Annotated in this window: 10 protein-coding genes; 8 read left to right on the forward strand and 2 right to left on the reverse strand. The window is 65.4% G+C overall.

Features of this window, described 5'->3' with window-relative positions; all coding sequences use genetic code 11:
- A partial coding sequence (glnE, locus tag A9513_RS12925; protein WP_065084957.1) for a bifunctional [glutamate--ammonia ligase]-adenylyl-L-tyrosine phosphorylase/[glutamate--ammonia-ligase] adenylyltransferase occupies positions 1-2,934 on the reverse strand: 2,934 nt, incomplete at its 3' end.
- Positions 2,935-3,178: 244 nt separating this feature from the next.
- Here glnE and aceE point away from each other — a divergent pair.
- The 4 genes from aceE to msrA all read left to right on the forward strand — a co-directional run bounded on the left by aceE (position 3,179) and on the right by msrA (position 11,219).
- Positions 3,179-5,827, forward strand: a complete 2,649-nt coding sequence (gene aceE / locus A9513_RS12930) for a pyruvate dehydrogenase (acetyl-transferring), homodimeric type (RefSeq protein WP_065084958.1) — start codon at positions 3,179-3,181, stop codon at positions 5,825-5,827.
- A gap of 11 nt (positions 5,828-5,838) precedes the next feature.
- Complete coding sequence (gene aceF / locus A9513_RS12935; RefSeq protein ID WP_065084959.1) at positions 5,839-7,461, forward strand: dihydrolipoyllysine-residue acetyltransferase; 1,623 nt, start codon at positions 5,839-5,841, stop codon at positions 7,459-7,461.
- Between the two features lie 277 nt (positions 7,462-7,738).
- Positions 7,739-10,438: a bifunctional diguanylate cyclase/phosphodiesterase gene (locus A9513_RS12940; protein ID WP_024764123.1), complete on the forward strand. Its 2,700-nt coding sequence runs from the start codon at positions 7,739-7,741 to the stop codon at positions 10,436-10,438.
- Positions 10,439-10,571: 133 nt separating this feature from the next.
- Positions 10,572-11,219 (forward strand): peptide-methionine (S)-S-oxide reductase MsrA, encoded by a 648-nt coding sequence (gene msrA, locus A9513_RS12945; RefSeq protein WP_024764124.1) that lies wholly within the window; start codon positions 10,572-10,574, stop codon positions 11,217-11,219.
- 108 nt (positions 11,220-11,327) lie between these two features.
- Here the strand turns inward: msrA and A9513_RS12950 are convergent, their stop codons facing one another.
- Positions 11,328-12,164, reverse strand: coding sequence for a 23S rRNA (adenine(2030)-N(6))-methyltransferase RlmJ (locus tag A9513_RS12950; protein ID WP_065084960.1), 837 nt, complete (start codon positions 12,162-12,164; stop codon positions 11,328-11,330).
- A gap of 178 nt (positions 12,165-12,342) precedes the next feature.
- On the opposite strand from A9513_RS12950, the gene A9513_RS12955 reads away from it, so the two are divergent.
- The 4 genes from A9513_RS12955 to mscK all read left to right on the forward strand — a co-directional run.
- Positions 12,343-14,145, forward strand: coding sequence for an acyl-CoA dehydrogenase (locus tag A9513_RS12955; protein WP_065084961.1), 1,803 nt, complete (start codon positions 12,343-12,345; stop codon positions 14,143-14,145).
- Between the two features lie 222 nt (positions 14,146-14,367).
- Positions 14,368-15,006: a hypothetical protein gene (locus A9513_RS12965; RefSeq protein WP_065327411.1), complete on the forward strand. Its 639-nt coding sequence runs from the start codon at positions 14,368-14,370 to the stop codon at positions 15,004-15,006.
- 100 nt (positions 15,007-15,106) lie between these two features.
- Entirely contained in the window at positions 15,107-16,849 is a 1,743-nt protein-coding gene (locus tag A9513_RS12970) for a potassium/proton antiporter (protein WP_024764128.1), read from the forward strand.
- An 83-nt stretch (positions 16,850-16,932) separates the two neighbouring features.
- On the forward strand, positions 16,933-19,724 hold a 2,792-nt coding region (mscK, locus tag A9513_RS12975; protein ID WP_083196106.1), incomplete at its 3' end, for a mechanosensitive channel MscK.

Consider the following 19,724-nt stretch of genomic DNA (forward strand, 5'->3'; position numbering starts at 1 on the left):
GAAGGCTTTCCACATCTGCATCACCATGCGCCGCTCCGCATGGAAGTGGTCGCCGCTTACCACGCCCGGCTGCTTCTGCAGGGACAATCGGTGCGCCGCCGCCCGGTAAGCCTTGTAGGCGTCCTGCAACGTCAGGACATCCTCGCCGGACATCAACCCGACCCGCTCCAGCGCTTCCAGGATGCGGATATTGTCGGTGAACTCCACCAGCTCCGGGTGCTGCCACGACCAGGCCAGGGCCGCGTATTGCACCATAAATTCGATATCGACGATACCACCGGCATCCTGCTTGAGATCGAACGGGGCCGCGGCCTCGAAGGCATTCGGCGCGGTGCCGGCGACAGTGCTGGGGGTGCCGAGGTTGTCGCGCATCTTCGCGCGCATCTCGCTGACCTCCTTGCGCAACTCCGGCAGATCGCGTTGCTGGCCCAGCACTTTCGCGCGGATCGCCTCGAAGGCCCTGGCCACCCGCTGGCAGCCGGCGAGCACGCGGGCGCGCACCAGCGCCTGGTGCTCCCAGGTCCAGGCCTCGCCCAACTGGTAGGCCTCGAAGGCGCGCAGCGAACTGACCAGCAGGCCGGAGGCACCGCTGGGGCGCAGGCGCATGTCCACTTCGTAGAGCATGCCCGAGGGCGTCTGCGCGGTGAGGAAGTGAATGATCTTCTGCCCCAGGCGCGTATAGAACTGCGCCCCATCGATGGGCTTGGCACCGTCGGTCTCGCTCTGCGGGTCGCCATCGTGGATGAACACCAGGTCCAGGTCGGAGCCGTGGCCCAGTTCCAGGCCGCCGGACTTGCCGTAGCCGATGATGATGAAGTCCGGATCGCAGGGCGTCCCGTCGACGCGGGTCGGCCGGCCGTGGCGCTGCACCAGCTGGTCCCAGGTCAGGCTCAGCACCTGTTCGAGGATTGCTTCGGCCAGCCAGGTCAGGTAGTCGCTGACCTTCATTAAAGGCAGAGTCCCGGCGATCTCCGAGGCCACCACGCGCAAGGCATGGGCCAGCTTGAAGTGACGCAGGGTCTCCATCTGCTGCTCGAGATCATCCTCCGGAATACGCATCAGCCGCTCGCGCAGCTCGGCGCCCAGTTCGGCAGCCTGCGGCGGGCGGAACAGGCGCCCTTCGTTCAATAGCTCGTCGAGCAGGATCGGGAAGCGGGCGATCTGCTCGGCCACCATCGGGCTGGCCGCACAGAGCGTCAGCAGGCGCTCCAACGCACCGGGGTTTTCTGTCAGCAACACGAGATAGGCCGAGCGCCGCGCCACCGCCTCGATCAGCGGCAGGACGCGTTCGAGCAACACATCGGCCGGGCCGCGCTCGGCAATCATGTTCAGCAGCCGCGGCATGAAGGCATCCAACCGCTCGCGCCCAAGACGTTGCATGGCACGCACCTGCGTGCCATGGCGCAGGTCGGTCAAGCGTTTCCAGGCCTGCGCGGGTTCGGCGAAGCCGGCGTCGGCGAACTGTCGGCAGGCGGACTCCTCGTCCACCGCCTCTTCCCAGAGCGGAATCCATTCGCCGCCGATGGTGGTGTCGACCTGGCCGTCTTCGTCCTCGTCCGGATCGGCGATGACCTGGCGGAAATGCCAGTCGATGCGATCGCGCCACTGGTTGGTGGTCTGGTGGAACGCCGACCAGTTGGCGAAGCCCATGATGAAGGCGACGCGGATTCGCTCGAGTTCGTCCTCCGGCAGCATCTGCGTCTGCCGATCGGCAATGGCCTGCAGGGCGTGCTCGGCGTAACGCAGGAATTCGTACCCCTCGCGCAACTCGGCGACCACCTGCGGCGGCAGGTAGCCCTGCCCCTCGAGGATCGCCAGCACGCGCAGCAGCGGCCGCTGCTGCAGGCTCAGGTCACGGCCGCCGTGGATCAACTGGAAGGCCTGGGCGATGAACTCCACCTCGCGGATGCCGCCAGCGCCCAGCTTGATGTTCTCGCTCATGCCCTTGCGCCGGACTTCCTGCTGGATCAGCTGCTTCATGGTGCGCAGCGCCTCGATGGCGGAAAAGTCCAGGTAGCGGCGGTAAACGAAGGGGCGCAGCAGCTCCAGCAGGCGCTGACCAGCCTCCTGGTCGCCACCGACCACGCGGGCCTTGATCATCGCGTAGCGTTCCCAGTCGCGGCCCTGGTCCTGGTAGTACTGCTCCAGCGCGGCGAAGCTGTGTACCAGCGGGCCACTGGAACCGTAAGGGCGCAGGCGCATGTCGACGCGGAAGGCGAAGCCCTCGACGGTGATGGCGTCCAGCGACTTGATCAGCTTCTGCCCTAAACGGGTGAAGAACTCCTGATTGTCCAGCGCCCGCTTGGCGCCCTGGGTTTCGCCACCCTCGGGGTAGCCGAAGATCAGGTCGATGTCCGAAGACAGGTTCAACTCACCCGCGCCCAGCTTGCCCATGCCCAGCACGATCATCTTCTGCGGCAGGCCCGAGCGGTTGCCGATGGGCACGCCGAACTGCTGGCAGTGGCGCTGGTAGAGCCAGGCCAGGGACTGGTCGATGCAGGCGTCGGCGAGGTCCGACAGGTCGCGGCAGGTACCCGCCAGGTCGCTGCGGCGGCTCAGGTCGCGCCAGATGATGCGCACCTGCTGGCGCCGACGGAAGCGACGCAGGCGGCGACCCAGTTCGTCCTCGTCGGCGCAATCGGCCAGCAGCGCTTCCAGTTGTGCGCCCATTTCGCCGGGCTGCAGGACGCGCTCCAGCTCACCGGTCGCGGCCAGTTCCAATAGAAAGGCAGGATCGCGCTGGACCTGCTCGGCAACGAAATCGCTGCCGGCAGTGACGCGGAAGAAGTCGGCGTGCCGCTCGTCGGACCAGCTGTCGAAGCTGGCGATCTGCTCGGGGGAAAACGCGGCGATGGCAGTGCGGAAATTCTGCTCAGCCCGCTCGGCGAGGGGCTTGAGGGTGGCCGGCAAAGCGGCCAGGGACGGCAGGCTCATGGTCTATCCTGAGTGGTCGGCGAGGCGCCGGCATTCCTGTCTTTTCGCGCCCCTGTAGTTTTACTACTAACTTTTTCTGGCGGAGGGATGTATCCGCTGGCGATTTGTAGTAAAACTACAACCCGCCGGGCGTACCCCCGGAGCACTTCCAAGAATTCGCCGCGTCGCCCACGAGGTTGGCGCAGCTATCGGCAACGATCTACTGGCTTCCGATTCTGGAAGCCTTTCCGCCCTGGAGCAAGCCATGCAAGACCTCGATCCCGTCGAAACCCAGGAATGGCTGGACGCCCTGGAATCGGTCCTGGACCGTGAAGGTGAAGACCGCGCCCATTACCTGATGACCCGCATGGGCGAGCTGGCCAGCCGGTCCGGCACCCAACTGCCCTACGCCATCACCACGCCGTACCGCAACAGCATCCCGGTGACCCACGAAGCGCGCATGCCCGGCGACCTATTCATGGAGCGCCGCATCCGCTCCCTGGTGCGCTGGAACGCCCTGGCGATGGTGATGAAGGCCAACAAGAACGCCCCGGATCTGGGTGGCCACATCTCCTCCTTCGCCTCCTCGGCGACCCTCTATGACGTGGGCTTCAACTACTTCTTCCAGGCCCCGACCGACGAGCACGGCGGCGACCTGGTGTTCTTCCAGGGCCACGCCTCCCCCGGCGTCTACGCCCGCGCCTTCCTCGAAGGCCGCATCAGCGAAGACCAGCTGAACAACTTCCGCCAGGAAGTGGACGGCAACGGCCTGTCCTCCTACCCGCACCCCTGGCTGATGCCGGACTTCTGGCAGTTCCCGACCGTTTCCATGGGCCTGGGCCCGATCCAGGCGATCTACCAGGCGCGCTTCATGAAGTACCTGGAAAGCCGCGGCTTCATCCCCGCCGGGAAGCAGAAGGTCTGGTGCTTCATGGGCGACGGCGAGTGCGACGAGCCCGAATCCCTGGGCGCGATCTCCCTGGCCGGCCGCGAGAAGCTGGACAACCTGATCTTCGTCATCAACTGCAACCTGCAGCGCCTCGACGGCCCGGTTCGCGGCAACGGCAAGATCATCCAGGAACTCGAAGGCGTGTTCCGTGGCGCCGAGTGGAACGTCAACAAGGTGGTCTGGGGTCGCTTCTGGGACCCGCTGTTCGCCAAGGACACCGCCGGCCTGCTGCAGCAGCGCATGGACGAGGTCATCGACGGCGAGTACCAGAACTACAAGGCCAAAGACGGCGCCTACGTGCGTGAGCACTTCTTCGGTGCCCGTCCGGAGCTGCTGGAGATGGTCAAGGACCTCTCCGACGAAGAGATCTGGAAACTCAACCGTGGCGGCCACGATCCCTACAAGGTCTATGCGGCCTACCACCAGGCGGTCAACCACAAGGGCCAGCCCACCGTCATCCTGGCCAAGACCATCAAGGGCTACGGTACCGGCTCGGGCGAAGCGAAGAACATCGCGCACAACGTCAAGAAGGTCGACGTCGAGTCGCTGAAGTCGTTCCGCGACAAGTTCGACATCCCGATCAAGGATGACGATCTGGAAAACCTGCCGTTCTACCGCCCCGAGGAAGGCAGCGCCGAAGCCAAGTACCTGGCTTCCCGCCGTGCCGCGCTGGGCGGCGTGATGCCGGTTCGCCGCGAGAAGAGCTTCCAGGTCCCGGTTCCCCCGCTGGAAACCCTCAAGGCCATGCTCGACGGCTCGGGCGACCGCGAAATCTCCACCACCATGGCTTTCGTGCGGATCATCTCGCAGCTGGTCAAGGACAAGGAACTCGGCCCGCGCATCGTCCCGATCGTGCCGGACGAAGCCCGTACCTTCGGTATGGAAGGCATGTTCCGCCAGTTGGGCATCTACTCCTCCGTCGGCCAGCTGTACGAGCCGGTGGATAAAGACCAGGTGATGTTCTACCGCGAGGACAAGAAAGGTCAGATCCTCGAGGAAGGCATCAACGAAGCCGGCGCCATGTCCAGCTGGATCGCTGCGGGTACCTCGTACTCCACGCACAACCAGCCGATGCTGCCGTTCTACATCTTCTACTCGATGTTCGGCTTCCAGCGTATCGGCGACCTGGCCTGGGCCGCTGGCGACAGCCGCGCGCACGGCTTCCTGATCGGCGGCACCGCCGGCCGTACCACCCTGAACGGTGAAGGCCTGCAGCACGAAGACGGTCACAGCCACCTGCTGGCGGCAACCATCCCGAACTGCCGCACCTACGATCCGACCTACGCGTACGAGCTGGCGGTGATCATCCGCGAAGGCTCGCGGCAGATGATCGAAGAGCAGCAGGACATCTTCTATTACATCACCGTGATGAACGAGAACTACGTCCAGCCGGCCATGCCCAAGGGCGCCGAGGAAGGCATCATCAAGGGCATGTACCTGCTCGATGAGGACAAGAAGGACGCCGCGCATCACGTGCAGCTGCTGGGTTCGGGCACCATCCTGCGCGAAGTCGAAGCCGCCGCGAAGATCCTGCGCGAAGACTTCGGCATCGGCGCCGACGTCTGGTCCGTTCCGAGCTTCAACGAACTGCGCCGCGACGGCCTGGCCGTGGAGCGCTGGAACCGCCTGCACCCGGGCCAGAAGCCCAAACAGAGCTACGTCGAAGAGTGCCTGTCCGGCCGCAAGGGTCCGGTCATCGCCTCCACCGACTATATGAAGCTTTACGCCGAACAGATCCGCCAGTGGGTGCCGAGCAAGGAATTCAAGGTCCTGGGCACCGATGGCTTCGGCCGCAGCGACAGCCGCCGCAAGCTGCGCGACTTCTTCGAAGTCGACCGCCACTGGGTCGTGCTGGCCGCACTGGAAGCCCTGGCCGATCGCGGTGATATCGAACCCAAGGTCGTGGCCGAAGCCATCGCCAAGTTCGGCATCAACCCCGAAAAACGCAACCCGCTGGACTGCTGAGGAGAGGCACGATGAGCGAACTGATTCGTGTACCCGACATCGGCAATGGTCAGGGTGAAGTGATCGAACTGCTGGTCAAGGTCGGCGACACCGTCGAGGCCGACCAGAGCCTGCTGACCCTAGAATCCGACAAGGCCAGCATGGAAATCCCCTCGCCGAAAGCCGGCGTGGTGAAGAGCCTGAAGGTCAAGGTGGGCGACACCCTGAAGGAAGGCGACGAGATCCTCGAGCTGGAAGTCGAGGGGGGTTCGGCTGCCGCCGAAGCGCCCAAGGCGGAAGCGCCGGCTCCGGCCGCCGAGGCTCCGAAGGCAGAGGCTCCGGCCGCTGCCCCGGCGCCGGCTGCCGCACCTGCCGCTGGCGCCAGCGTCCAGGACATCCACGTCCCGGACATCGGCTCGGCCGGCAAGGCCAACGTCATCGAAGTCATGGTGAAAGCCGGCGACACGGTCGAAGCCGACCAGTCGCTGATCACCCTGGAGTCGGACAAGGCCAGCATGGAAATCCCCTCGCCGGCTGCCGGCGTGGTGGAAAGCGTGTCGATCAAGGTCGGTGACGAAGTCGGCACCGGCGACCTGATCCTCAAGCTGAAGGTCGCGGGCGCTGCTGCCCCGGCGGCTGCTCCGGCTCCCGCCGCTGCCGCTCCGGCCGCCACCCAGACACCGGCTGCCGCGCCGGCCAAGGCTGCGGAAGCCGCTCCGGTGGGCGCGCCCAGCCGTGACGGCGCCAAGGTCCACGCCGGCCCCGCGGTGCGCATGGTCGCCCGCGAGTTCGGCGTCGAGCTGAGCGAAGTCAAAGGCACCGGCCCGAAAGGCCGCATCCTCAAGGAAGACGTGCAGCTGTTCGTCAAGGAACAACTGCAGCGCGCCAAGTCGGCTCCGGCCGGCGCTACCGGTGGCGCAGGCATCCCGCCGATCCCGGAAGTCGACTTCAGCAAGTTCGGCGAAGTGGAAGAAGTGGCGATGACCCGCCTGATGCAGGTCGGCGCCGCCAACCTGCACCGCAGCTGGCTGAACGTGCCGCACGTGACCCAGTTCGACTCGGCCGACATCACCGAGATGGAAGCCTTCCGCGTGGCCCAGAAGGCCGTGGCGGAAAAAGCCGGCGTCAAGCTGACCGTGCTGCCGATCCTGCTCAAGGCCTGTGCCCACCTGCTCAAGGAAATGCCGGACTTCAACAGCTCGCTGGCCCCCAGCGGCAAGGCGCTGATCCGCAAGAAGTACGTGCACATCGGCTTCGCCGTGGACACGCCGGACGGTCTGCTGGTCCCGGTGATCAAGAACGTCGACCAGAAGAGCCTCCTGCAACTCGCCGCCGAAGCCGCCGAACTGGCCGAGAAAGCGCGCACCAAGAAGCTCTCCGCCGATGCCATGCAGGGCGCCTGCTTCACTATCTCCAGCCTCGGCCACATTGGCGGCACCGGCTTCACGCCGATCGTCAACGCGCCGGAAGTGGCGATCCTGGGGGTCAGCAAAGCGACGATCCAGCCGGTGTGGGATGGCAAGGCCTTCCAGCCGCGCCTGATGCTGCCGCTGTCGCTGTCCTACGATCACCGCGTGATCAACGGGGCGGCTGCCGCGCGCTACACCAAGCGCCTGTCCGACCTGCTGGGCGATATCCGCACCCTGCTCCTGTAAGTGCGGCTGCTGTAAGTGTTGCAAGGGGCCGGTTCGCCCGGCCCTTCCTCTCGACGAGCACGCCACGCTCGTTCTCTCCAGCCCTGCCGGATGGCGGGGCTTCTTTTTGCCGGACCGGCGGTCAGGCCCAGCGCCCGCCGCTGACTCAACTTCCCACTGTGACGGCCGATACAGTCTTGGCTTGTCATGGCCCCGTGCCTCATGCAAATCTTGCCAACGCCCATAGAAGTCGGGTGGGGCGAAGTACCCCATCCAGCACCCTGGAAATCTCCCGCGCATGAAGAGTCATCCCGATGCCGCCAGCCGTCAGGCGGCCGAGGTTGTCACGCAGCTTCCCGTCCCGTCGAGGCTCGGGATGCTGCGCTTCGAGCGCCTGAACGAGCCCAGCTGGACCCTGCTGTTCCTCGACCCCGGCTGCGAACGCCAGATCGGCGTCCCGGCCCAGGACCTCTGCGGCATCCTCGACGCCCCCTACGCCAGCCTGATGGAGCCCGAAGCGCGCCATCGCCTGCATGAGCAGGTGCAGCAGCAACTGCTCAGGGACGGCCGTTACCGGGTGCGCTACCTGCTCCATTCGCCACGCGGCACGCTGAACGTGCTGGAGGTCGGCGAAGCCTTCCAGCAGCACGGCCGCCAACTGCTCCACGGCTACCTGCTACAGACCGAGGCGGACGAGCACGAAACCGAGCTGGACCCGCGCCTGCTGGACCTCGAGGCTCAGAACATCCGCCTGAAGATGTCCCTGGAGATGTACCAGCGCTCCCAGGACGAACACCTGCAGCACCTGGTGCGCTCGCGTACCCAGCAGAACCTCATCGTGCGTCTGGCGCGGCACCGCTACCTGTCCAGCGACCCGCTGCTGGAAGCCGCGCAACTGATCGCCCAGGCCGCCTGCGAGGCCTACGATGTCGCCCGCGCCGGCATCTGGCGCCTGCACCCGGACCATCGCCTGGAAGCGGTGACCATCTACCGCCGTGATACCGACCAGTACGAAAAGCCGCAGGATATCGACGCCAGCCACTTCCCCAATTACCTTGACGCGGTGCATAGCGGCCGCGCCATCGACGCCCATAATGCCCAGCAGGACCCGCGCACCCAGGAGCTGGCCATGCGCTACCTGCGCCCGCAGGGCATCAGCGCCATGCTCGACGCCACCATCCGCGTCGGTGGCGAAGTGGTCGGCGTGCTCTGCCTGGAGCATGTCGGCGAAGTGCGCATGTGGCAGAGCGACGAGATAGCCTTCGCCGGGGAGCTGGCCGACCAGTATGCCCAGGTGCTGATGAACCACGAGCGGCGCAACGTCTCCAGCGCCCTGCACCTGTTCCAGCGCGCCGTCGAACAGAGCGCCAGCGCCTTCCTGCTGATCGACCGCGAGGGCCTGGTGGAGTACGTCAACCCGAGCTTCACCGCCATCACCCAGTACGGCGCCGACGAAGTGCGCGGCCGCCGCCTGCCGGAGCTACCGGCACTGGCGAATCTCAGCGAACTGCTGTTCGATGCGCGCTCCACCCTGGTCACGCAGAACAGCTGGCAGGGCGAGTTCCGCAGCCGGCGCAAGAATCTGGAGCCCTACTGGGGCCAGTTGTCGCTGTCCAAGGTCTACGACGACAAGGGCGAGCTGACCCACTACATCGGCATCTACGAAGACATCACCCAGAGCAAGCTGGCCCAGCAGCACATCGAGAAGCTCGCCTACCGCGACAATCTCACGGGCCTGGCCAACCGGCACTTCTTCATCAATGCCCTGGAAGAACGCCTGCAGGTGGGCAGCGAGCACTCGCTGAGCCTGCTGCTGGTGGACATCGACAATTTCAAGCGGATCAACGACAGCCTCGGCCACCAGACCGGCGACAAACTGCTGGCCAACCTCGCCCGCCGCCTGCGCAGCAGCCTGAGTGACAGCGCCACCCTGGCGCGCTTCGCCAGCAACGAATTCGCCGTACTGCTGGAAGAGTCCGTGGCCGGCCGTGGAGAGAAGATTGCAGCGCAGATTCTCTCTGTGCTCGATAAGCCGCTGTTCGTCGACAACCAGCTGATCAGCATCACCGGCTCCGTGGGCATCGCCTACGCGCCGCAACACGGTCAGGATCCGCAGACGCTGATGAAGCACGCGGGTCTTGCGCTGCACAAGGCCAAGGCCAATGGCAAGCATCAGGTGCAGACCTTCACCGAGGCGATGACCGCCGAGGCCAGCTACAAGCTGTTCGTCGAGAGCAACCTGCGCCGCGCGCTGGTGCAGGACGAACTGGCCGTGCACTACCAGCCCAAGCTGTGCCTGCGCAGCGGTGCGCTGCTGGGCCTGGAAGCGTTGCTGCGCTGGCAGCACCCGGAGAAGGGCATGATCCGCCCGGACCAATTCATCAGCGTGGCCGAGGAAACCGGCCTGATCATCCCCATCGGCAAGTGGGTGATCCGCCAGGCCTGCCGCCAGGTGCGGGAACTGGCCGCCAAAGGCCTGGGCGAGCTGCACATGGCGATCAACCTGTCGCCCAAGCAGTTCAGCGACCCGGACCTGGTCGGCTCCATCGCCGCGATCCTCCACGAGGAAAGCATCCCGGCCTCGCAGTTGGAACTGGAGTTGACCGAAAGCCTGCTGCTTGACGCCACCGACGACACCCGCCAGCAGCTGGAACGCCTGAAGAACCTCGGCCTGACCCTGGCCATGGACGACTTCGGCACCGGTTACTCGTCGCTGAGCTACCTGAAGAAATTCCCCATCGACGTGATCAAGATCGATCGCAGCTTCATCAAGGACATCCCGGACAACCAGGACGACATGGAGATCACCTCGGCGGTGATCGCCATGGCGCACAACCTCAAGCTGCAGGTGGTTGCCGAAGGCGTGGAGACCGCCGCCCAGCTGGCCTTCCTGCGGCGCAACCGCTGCGACATCGGCCAGGGCTACCTGTTCGACAAGCCCATCCCCAGCCACGACCTCTCCTCCAGCCTGCAGCGCTACCCCTGCCGCCCGCATTGAACGACTCTGGCGCGGCGTGCCCGCAGCCATTCGCACGAGCTGTCTCAAACCTCCCGCAAAGCAAAACAAACGCTGTAATCTTCGGCGAGTACCCGAGTCTATTGCCGCCCCTATTCGACAGGAGACGAATGCCATGACCCTGCGCTCGCAGATACTTGCCCACAAACTGGAACTGCCCAGCTCCGCCCAGGCCCTGCCGGGACGCGAGAGCCCGATGCCGGTGCCCGAAGCGCATTACGTCAATGGCCACCCGCTGACTGCACCCTTCCCCGCCGGCGTGCAGCAGATCGTTGTCGGCCTGGGCTGCTTCTGGGGCGCCGAGCGGCGCTTCTGGCAGCAGCCGGGCGTCTGGGTAACCGCGGTGGGTTATGCCGGCGGCTTCACGCCGAACCCGACCTACGACGAAGTCTGTTCCGGCCTGACCGGCCACAGCGAAGTGGTGCTGGTGGCGTACGACCCGCGCGAAACCAGCATCGAGGCGCTGCTCAAGGTGTTCTGGGAATCCCACGACCCGACCCAGGGCATGCGCCAGGGCAACGACACCGGCACCCAGTACCGCTCGGTGATCTACTGGTTCGACCAGGCGCAGAAGGCTGCCATCGACGCCAGCCGCGCGGCTTTCCAGAAGGAGCTGAGCGCCAAGGGCTACGGCGAGATCACTACGGAAATCCGCGAGGTGCCGCCGTTCTACTATGCCGAGGCCTACCACCAGCAGTACCTGGCGAAGAACCCCAACGGCTACTGTGGCCTGGGCGGCACGGGCGTCTGCCTGCCGGCGTAAGCCATATCTGCAGGACTGGGCTCCGTCCTCGATCAGCACGGCGCCTGCGCCAGATCATCAGGATCGAGCCCGTATCACGAAAAAGCCCCGGCACTGCCAGGGCTTTTTTCATTCCGCGATCAGCCAGTCCACCTGGCTGCTGCCTTCACTCTGCGCCAGCGTCTGGGCCAGCCAGGGCAACAGCCCGCGCAGTTCCTCGTCCAGCGGCCACGGTGGATTGGCAATGACCAGTCCGGAGCCATTCAGGCGGTCGGCCGTGTCGGCCGGATGTACGCACAGCTCCACGCGGAGCATCTTCGGCGCCGAGCTCTTTTCCAGGCGCTGGTAGAAACGCTTGAGCTGGCGGCGATCCTTGATCGGGTACCAGATGGCAACCACGGTCTGGCGCATGCGGCCGATGGCTTCGTCCAGTGCGGTTACGCAGCGCTCCAGGTCATCGGGCTGCTCGAAGGGCGGGTCGATCAACAGCACCCCGCGCTTCTCGGAAACCGGCAGGAAAGCCCGCGGCAGCAACCAGCCATCGCCCTGATGCACCGAGATGCGGCGCTCGCCAGCCATGTTGACCTTGAGCAGGCGGCCGTCTTCCGGGTGCAGCTCGTTGAGCATCACCCGATCCTGCGGGCGGGTCAGGCGCCGCGCCAGCTCAGGCGAACCGGGGTAGAACTCCAGCCCGCCATCGGGATTCAGCGCGCGGACTACCTCCAGGTAGTCCTGCAGCAGCTCCGGCACGTCATCGCGCTCCCACAGGCGACCGATGCCCGACTCCCATTCGCCGGTACGGCTGGCTTCATTACCCAGCAGGTCGTACAGGCCGATGCCGGAATGGCTGTCGAGATAGGCGAAGGGCGTGTCCTTGCGCGCCATCAGCGCGAAGATGCGGGCAAGGACGATGTGTTTCAGCACGTCGGCGTGGTTGCCGGCGTGGTAGGCATGGCGGTAGTTCATGGATAGCGGACTCCTCAAGGCGCGCAGTTTAGGTCCTGCGGCGGGTGCGGTGCGAGTCCGCCGTCGCCGGGGGCCTGCCGGGAGCCGAGTGTTTTAGCCCTTTATCACGCTCATGGATGATTCTGTGCGCGCTTCATTCACCAGACTAGACTGCGCCAATTCCCACGGAGGTCGATCCATGTCCGAGACCCTGCTCAGCTCCCGCAACCTCGCTTTCGAACTCTACGAAGTGCTCGACGCCGAGGCCCTGACCCAGCGCGAACGCTTCGCCGACCACAACCGCGAGACCTTCGATGCGGCCCTGTCCACCGCGCGCGGCATCGCCGAAGAGCTGTTCGCCCCGCACAACCGCAAGAACGACGAGAACGAACCGCAGTACGTCGACGGCGGCGCGGTGCTGATTCCGGAAGTGAAGCCGGCAGTGGATGCGTTCAACGAAGCCGGTTTCCAGAACGCCTCGCGCAGCTTCGAACAGGGCGGCATGCAGTTGCCGCATCTGCTGTCGCGCGCCTGCTTCGCGCACTTCCAGTCGGCCAACATCGCCACCTCGTCCTATCCGATGCTGAGCATGGGCGCCAGCCACCTGATCGAGACCTTCGGCAGCGAAGAACAGAAACGCCGGTTCCTGCAGCCGATGATCGACGCGCGCTTCTTCGGCACCATGGCGCTGACCGAGCCCCACGCCGGCTCGTCGCTGGCGGATATCCGCACCCGCGCCGAACCGGCCGCCGACGGCAGCTACCGGATCAAGGGCAACAAGATCTTCATTTCCGGCGGCGACCACCCGCTGTCGGAGAACATCGTGCACATGGTCCTGGCCAAGCTGCCGGACGCCCCGCCCGGCGTGAAAGGCATCAGCCTGTTCATCGTGCCGAAGTTCCTGGTCAACGACGACGGTTCCCTCGGCGCACGCAACGACGTGACTCTGGCCGGCCTGTTCCACAAGATGGGCTGGCGCGGCACCACCTCCACCGCGCTGAACTTCGGCGACAAGGGCGAGTGCGTCGGCTACCTGGTGGGCAAGCCACACCATGGCCTGGCCTACATGTTCCAGATGATGAACGAGGCGCGCATCGGCGTCGGCATGGGCGCGATCATGCTCGGCTACGCCGGCTACCTGTACTCCCTGGAATACGCCCGCGAGCGCCCGCAAGGCCGCCCGGTGGATGCCAAGGACCCGACCTCGGCGCCCGTCTCCATCGTCCAGCACACCGACGTCAAGCGCATGCTGCTGACCCAGAAGTCCTACGTCGAGGGCGCCTTTGACCTGGGCCTGTACGCCTCGCGCCTGGTGGACGACTGCGAAACCCTGCCCACCGAGGAAGAGCGCACGCAGGCCCACGAACTGCTCGACCTGCTCACTCCGATCGTCAAGTCCTGGCCCTCGGAGTTCTGCCTGAAGGCCAACGAACTGGCGATCCAGATCCTCGGCGGCCACGGCTACACCCGCGAATACCCGGTGGAGCAGTACTACCGCGACAACCGCCTGAACCCGATCCACGAAGGCACCCACGGCATCCAGTCGCTGGACCTGCTCGGCCGCAAGCTGGCGCAGAACAATGGCGCCGGCCTGAAACAGCTGACCCGCCTGATCAACCAGTGCTGCGAGCGCGCCAGCGCGCACCCGTCGCTGGACAAGCTGCGCGAGCCGCTGGAACAACTGATGGCGCGCCTGTCGGCCACCACCCTGAGCCTGCTCGGCGACCTGATGCAGGGCCGCGTAGCCCAGGGCCTGGCCAACTCCGCGCTGTACCTGAAGGTCTTCGGCCACGCCGTGATCGGCTGGCGCTGGCTGGAGCAGGCCATCCGCGCCGAAGAGGGCCTTGCACGAGGCGATGCTTCGGACACCGACTTCTACCGCGGCAAGCTGCAGGCCGCGCGCTACTTCCTGACCTGGGAAGTGCCGTCCTGCCACCATGACCTGGCGCTGCTCGAAGCCCGCGACGACACCTGTTCCACCATGCAGGACGCCTGGTTCTAAGCGTCTCGTATGTCCCTTATGCCCCGGTCACGTCCGGGGCTTTTTTATGTCCGGATGAAGGCCGCGTCGCCGACCGCGGAAGCGCCCCACAAGCTGACAGAAGACAGCCTAAAGAATTGGAGGATACTTCCCACGAGAAGCACCGAACCGACCGACAGCAAGGCCTGAGGTAGATGCAATTGAATAGCGACCGCGCATTCTCCATCCCTCTCGACCATGGCCATGCAGACCGTCACTCTCCCGTCACTCCAACGCCACTACCAGAACTTCCTGCCTCTGCTCGCTATCGCTGCAGCACTGGGCTGCACGCTCGTCCTGTTCAACACCGGGTCGACCGACGACGGCAAACAGCGAGACACCGCCCTTTCGCCAAGCACCTCGCCGATCTACAGCGCACCCAGCACAGAAGCCTTCGAGCACGCTGACGACTACCTGAAGGACATCGACAAGGCCATGAGCGACGGGCTTGCCGTGCTGCGCGGTGGCGACAGCAAATCCATCACCTCGCAGAGCCGCTACTTCAACGCACTGGTCAATGCCGGCTATGCGCAGTTCGGCTCGTCCTATTACGACCCGCTGGGCAGTTGCGGCGTCACCGGCAGCTCGGCGCGCCACCTATGGCACACGCAGATTCGCGCCCTGAGCGCCGATGCCGGGCACAGCATCGCCGGCGAGGTCGCCAATGCCCGCGCCATCCTGCAACGAGACAGGCAATCCTGCCTGGACGCCGTCAGACTGCCTCTGGAAGAGGCACTGAAATGGGCGCCCACCGCACTCTCCGGGCTCAATCTGGTGCCCACCTGGCAAGGCAGTGCAGGCTGGCTTGAAAGCACCGTCGAACGGTCCTCAACAAACCTTTGACAGCCTTGTAAATCCGCAGGTTAGAATCGATTGGCATGCGGCCTGCATCCTGATCCTCGAGTAGCGTCGCCACTCCCCTATCCCCCAGGAGGTCGACATATTGGATGCCGTGGCCATCAACAGCTATTTCCTGATCGCTGCCGTGCTGATCGGCATGAGCATCCTGGTCAGCTCGCTGTCCTCGCGCCTGGGCATCCCGATCCTGGTCATCTTTCTCGCCGTGGGCATGATCGCGGGCACCGACGGCCCCGGCGGCATCGGTTTCTCGAACTATCCCATGGCCTACCTGGTGGGCAACCTGGCGCTGGCGGTGATACTGCTGGACGGCGGCTTGCGCACGCGGGTGTCGAGTTTCCGTGTGGCACTCTGGCCCGCGCTGTCGCTGGCCACTGCCGGGGTGCTGATCACCGCAGGGCTGACCGGCATCGCCGCGGCCTGGCTGTTCAAGCTGAGCTGGATGGAAGGCCTTCTGATCGGCGCCATCGTCGGCTCCACCGACGCTGCGGCGGTGTTCTCGCTGCTGGGCGGCAAGGGCCTGAACGAGCGGGTCACCGCGACCCTGGAAATCGAGTCGGGCAGCAACGACCCCATGGCGGTATTCCTCACCGTTACCCTGATCGACATGCTTGCCCACGGCGAGAGCGGCCTGTCCTGGAGCTTCCTCTGGCACTTCCTGCGCGAGTTCGGCATCGGCTCGGTACTGGGCCTGGGTGGCGGCTGGCTGCTGCTGCAGGTGATCAATCGCATCCACCTGGCCAACGGCTTGTACCCGCTGCTGGCCATCAGCGGCGGCCTGCTGATCTTCGCCGTGGCCAACGCGGTGCACGGCAGCGGCATCCTGGCCATCTACCTGTGTGGCCTGGTGCTGGGCAACCAGCCGATCCGCTCGCGCCACGGCATCATGCACATGCTCGACGGCATGGCCTGGCTGGCGCAGATCGGCATGTTCCTGGTCCTCGGCCTACTGGTCACGCCACACGACCTCTGGCCCATCGCCCTGCCCGCTCTCGGCCTGGCGCTGTGGATGATCCTCTTTGCCCGTCCGCTGTCGGTGCTGGTGGGCCTTGCGCCGTTCCGCGCCTTCCATGGCCGCGAGAAGGCCTTCATCGCCTGGGTCGGCCTGCGTGGCGCGGTGCCGATCATCCTCGCGGTGTTCCCGCTGATGGCCGGGCTGCCCAACGCCCAGCTGTTCTTCAACGTCGCCTTCTTCATCGTGCTGGTCTCGCTGCTGGTGCAGGGCACCAGCCTGCCCTGGGCCGCCAAGCTGTTGCGCGTGGTGGTACCACCGGATCCGGCGCCGATCTCCCGCGCCGGCCTGGAAGTCCACCCCACCAGCGAGTGGGAGCTGTTCGTCTATCACCTGAGCAAGGAAAAGTGGTGCATCGGCGCCGCCCTGCGCGAGCTGAAGATGCCCGAAGGCACCCGAATCGCCGCGCTGTTCCGTGGCACCCAGTTGCTGCACCCCTCGGGCAGTACCATCCTCGAAGCCGACGACATCCTCTGCGTGATCGGCCACGAGCATGACCTCTCGCCGCTGGGCAAGCTGTTCAGTCAGGCGCCGGACCGCGGCCTGAGCGCGCGCTTCTTCGGCGATTTCGTCCTCGAGGGCGACGCCCAGCTCTCCGCCGTGGCCTCGCTTTACGGCCTAAAGCTCGAAGGCGTGGATGGCGAGCAGAACCTGGGCCGCTTCATCGCCCAGGAAATCGGCGGCCAGGCGATCATCGGCGACCAGGTGGAATGGAACGGCCTGACCTGGACCGTTGCCGCCCTGGACGGGAACAAGATCCGCAAGGTCGGGGTCAAATTCCCGGAAGGCCGTCCCGGTCCCGGGCTCTTCCTCTGACCGCCTACCGGTGCCCGCTTGCGGGTGCCGGCCCGCCAGCACTACCCTCACTCCACTTTTTGCACGAGCCGCTGATCGCGACCATGTCATTCCTGCTGCGTACCTTTCTGACTGCCGTCCTCCTGTGCGGCGCGTTCACCGGCCTGCCCGCGCAGGCCGCCGATACCACCGTGCCCAGCGCCGAAAAGGTGCAACAGAGCCTCGACGGTCTGGCCGACCGCAAGCTGCCCGAGGCGGACGCCAAAGCGCTCAAGGCCACCCTGGAAAACACGCTCAAGCTGCTCGCCGCCAAGACCGATGCCGAGCAGCAATTGCAGGAGCTGAACGGCAAGCTGGCCGACGCACCCAAGCTGATCAATGAAAACCAGAAGGCGCTCAGCCGCCTCAAGGGCAGCAGCGACAAGCCCGCCAGCCAACGCTACGCCGGTTTCAACGCTACCCAGCTGGAAATGACCCTCAACGAGCAGTCCACCCAACTGGCCGCGTGGCAGAAAGAACTGGTGGACGCCAAGAGCGACATCCTCACTGCGCAGACCCGTCCCGAGCGCGCCCAGGCCGATCTGAGCAAGAACCAGACACGCCTGCTGGAGATCGCCGGCATCCTCAAGGCCGGCAAGGACGGTAGCAAGACGCTCAGCGAAGAGCATCGCAACGAACTGCTTGCCGAACAGGCCCTGCTCACTGCCCAGAACCCGCTGTTGCGCAAGCAACTGGCCGGCAACAACCTGCTGCTCGACCTCGCTTCCAGCCAGCGCGACCTGCTCGCCGAACGCATTGGCCGCGAGGAGCGCGAGACCCTCGAACTGCAGACGATGATCAGCGACAAGCGCCGCGAGCAATCCGAACAGACTGTCGCCAAACTGTCCAAGGACACCGACCAGGCTGCCGGCACCGACAGCCTGCTGAGCCAGCAGAGCGCCACCAACCTCAAGCTCTCCGACTACCTGCTGCGCACCACCGACCGCCTTAACACGCTCACCCGGCGCAACCTGGAGGCCAAGCAGCAACTGGACAACCTGACCCAGGGCGAGCAGGCGCTGGACGAGCAGATCAACGTACTGCGCGGCAGCCTGCTGCTGTCGAAGATCCTCTACCAGCAGAAACAATCGCTGCCGGTGATCAAGACCGACCAGGACCTCGCCGACGAAATCGCCGACCTGCGTCTCTACCAGTTCGAGTTGAACCAGAAGCGCGACGAAATCAACAACACCCAGCTCTACATCGACAACCTGCTTGCCCAGCAGGCCCAGGAAAGCGTCACACCGCAACTGCGCCACGACCTCAACGAGCTGGTGAATACCCGCCTGGAGCTGATGGAGCGCCTCAACCACGAACTCAACGCGCTGCTCAACGAAGCCATTACGCTGCAGCTCAACCAGAAGCAGCTCAAGGAAACCAGCGACAGCCTGCGCGCCACCCTCGACGAGCAGATGTTCTGGATCCCCAGCAACCGCCCGCTGGACCTGTCGTGGTTCAAGATGACCCCGACTCTGCTACACCACCAGCTCGCCGAAGTGCCCTGGGGATCGGGTGTGCAGGAGCTGTTCGAAGGCCTGATCGACCGGCCTTTCCTGTTCCTGCCGCTGCTCCTGCTGGTCGCCGGGCTGCTGTGGAAGCGCAAGTTCCTCTACGACAAGCTGGAATCGCTGAACGACGACATCGGCCACTTCAAGCGTGACAGCCAGGCGCACACCCCGCTGGCTCTACTGCTCGCGGTGCTGCTGGCGCTGCCCGGAACGCTGGCCCTGGCCATCGCCGGCCTCGCCCTGCTGCTCGACGCCCGTGGGCAGAACGCCACCCTGGGCAGTGCGCTGCTGGAGATGGCGCAGGTCTGGCTGGTGTTCTACACCGCACACCGTATCCTGCGCCCCGGCGGCATCGCCGAGCGACACTTCCACTGGAGCCAGTCGCAGGTGCAGTTCCTCGGCAAGCTGATGCGCCGACTGGGCCTGGTGGTGATGTCGCTGGTCGCGGTGGTGACCGTCGCCGAGCACTCACCGGCGTCCCTCGCCGATGACGTGATTGGCATCGCCGTGGTGTTGTTCGGCTATGGCGCCATGACCTGGCTGCTCGCCCAGCTGCTGTTCAACAGCCCGTCCAGCGAGCGTCCGTCGATGATCAAGATGGTCGTCGGCCTGGGCTTCACTGCCCTGCCAGTGGCATTGTTCCTCGCCGTGGGCTTCGGCTACTACTACACCGCGCTGAAGCTGACCGACCGGCTGATCGACACCTTGTTCCTGCTGATGTTCTGGATGGTGGTGGAAGCCACCTTCGTCCGCGGCATGGGCGTCGCCGCGCGCCGCCTGGCCTACCAGCGCGCCCTGGCGAAGCGGCAGAACGCCCCCAAGGAAGGCATCGAGGGCAGCGAGGTCGTCGTGGAAGAGCCCACCCTGGGCATCGAGCAGATCAACGAGCAGTCCATGCGCCTGATCCGCCTGGGCCTGCTGATCGGCTTCGTGGTCACCCTGTACTGGGTCTGGGCCGACCTGATCAGCGTGGTCTCGTACCTCGACAACGTGACCCTCTACCAATACACCAGCGGCACAGGCGACGCGGCCTCCACCACGCCGATCAGCCTCAGCGACTTCCTCATGGCCATGGTCATCGCGGCTGTCACCGTGGCCCTGGCGCGCAACCTGCCCGGCCTGCTGGAAGTGCTGGTACTGCAACGCCTGACCCTGGCCCAGGGCAGCGCCTACGCCATCACCACCCTGCTGTCCTACACCATCAGCGGCATCGGCTTCGTCAGCGCGCTGTCCACCCTCGGGGTGAGCTGGGACAAGCTGCAATGGCTGGTGGCCGCCCTGTCGGTAGGCCTGGGCTTCGGCCTGCAGGCGATCTTCTCCAACTTCGTCTCCGGCCTGATCATCCTCTT

Origin of the sequence: Pseudomonas sp. AU12215, from assembly GCF_001675465.2 — a bacterium.
Classification (GTDB): domain Bacteria; phylum Pseudomonadota; class Gammaproteobacteria; order Pseudomonadales; family Pseudomonadaceae; genus Pseudomonas; species Pseudomonas nitroreducens.

Excerpts from the sequence above, each read along its gene's own strand:
- aceE (WP_065084958.1), top strand. The coding sequence starts at position 3,179 with ATGCAAGACCTCGATCCCGTCGAAACCCAGGAATGGCTGGACGCCCTG.
- aceF (WP_065084959.1), top strand. The coding sequence starts at position 5,839 with ATGAGCGAACTGATTCGTGTACCCGACATCGGCAATGGTCAGGGTGAA.
- A9513_RS12940 (WP_024764123.1), top strand. The coding sequence starts at position 7,739 with ATGAAGAGTCATCCCGATGCCGCCAGCCGTCAGGCGGCCGAGGTTGTC.
- msrA (WP_024764124.1), top strand. The coding sequence starts at position 10,572 with ATGACCCTGCGCTCGCAGATACTTGCCCACAAACTGGAACTGCCCAGC.
- A9513_RS12950 (WP_065084960.1), bottom strand. The coding sequence starts at position 12,164 with ATGAACTACCGCCATGCCTACCACGCCGGCAACCACGCCGACGTGCTG.
- A9513_RS12955 (WP_065084961.1), top strand. The coding sequence starts at position 12,343 with ATGTCCGAGACCCTGCTCAGCTCCCGCAACCTCGCTTTCGAACTCTAC.
- A9513_RS12965 (WP_065327411.1), top strand. The coding sequence starts at position 14,368 with ATGCAGACCGTCACTCTCCCGTCACTCCAACGCCACTACCAGAACTTC.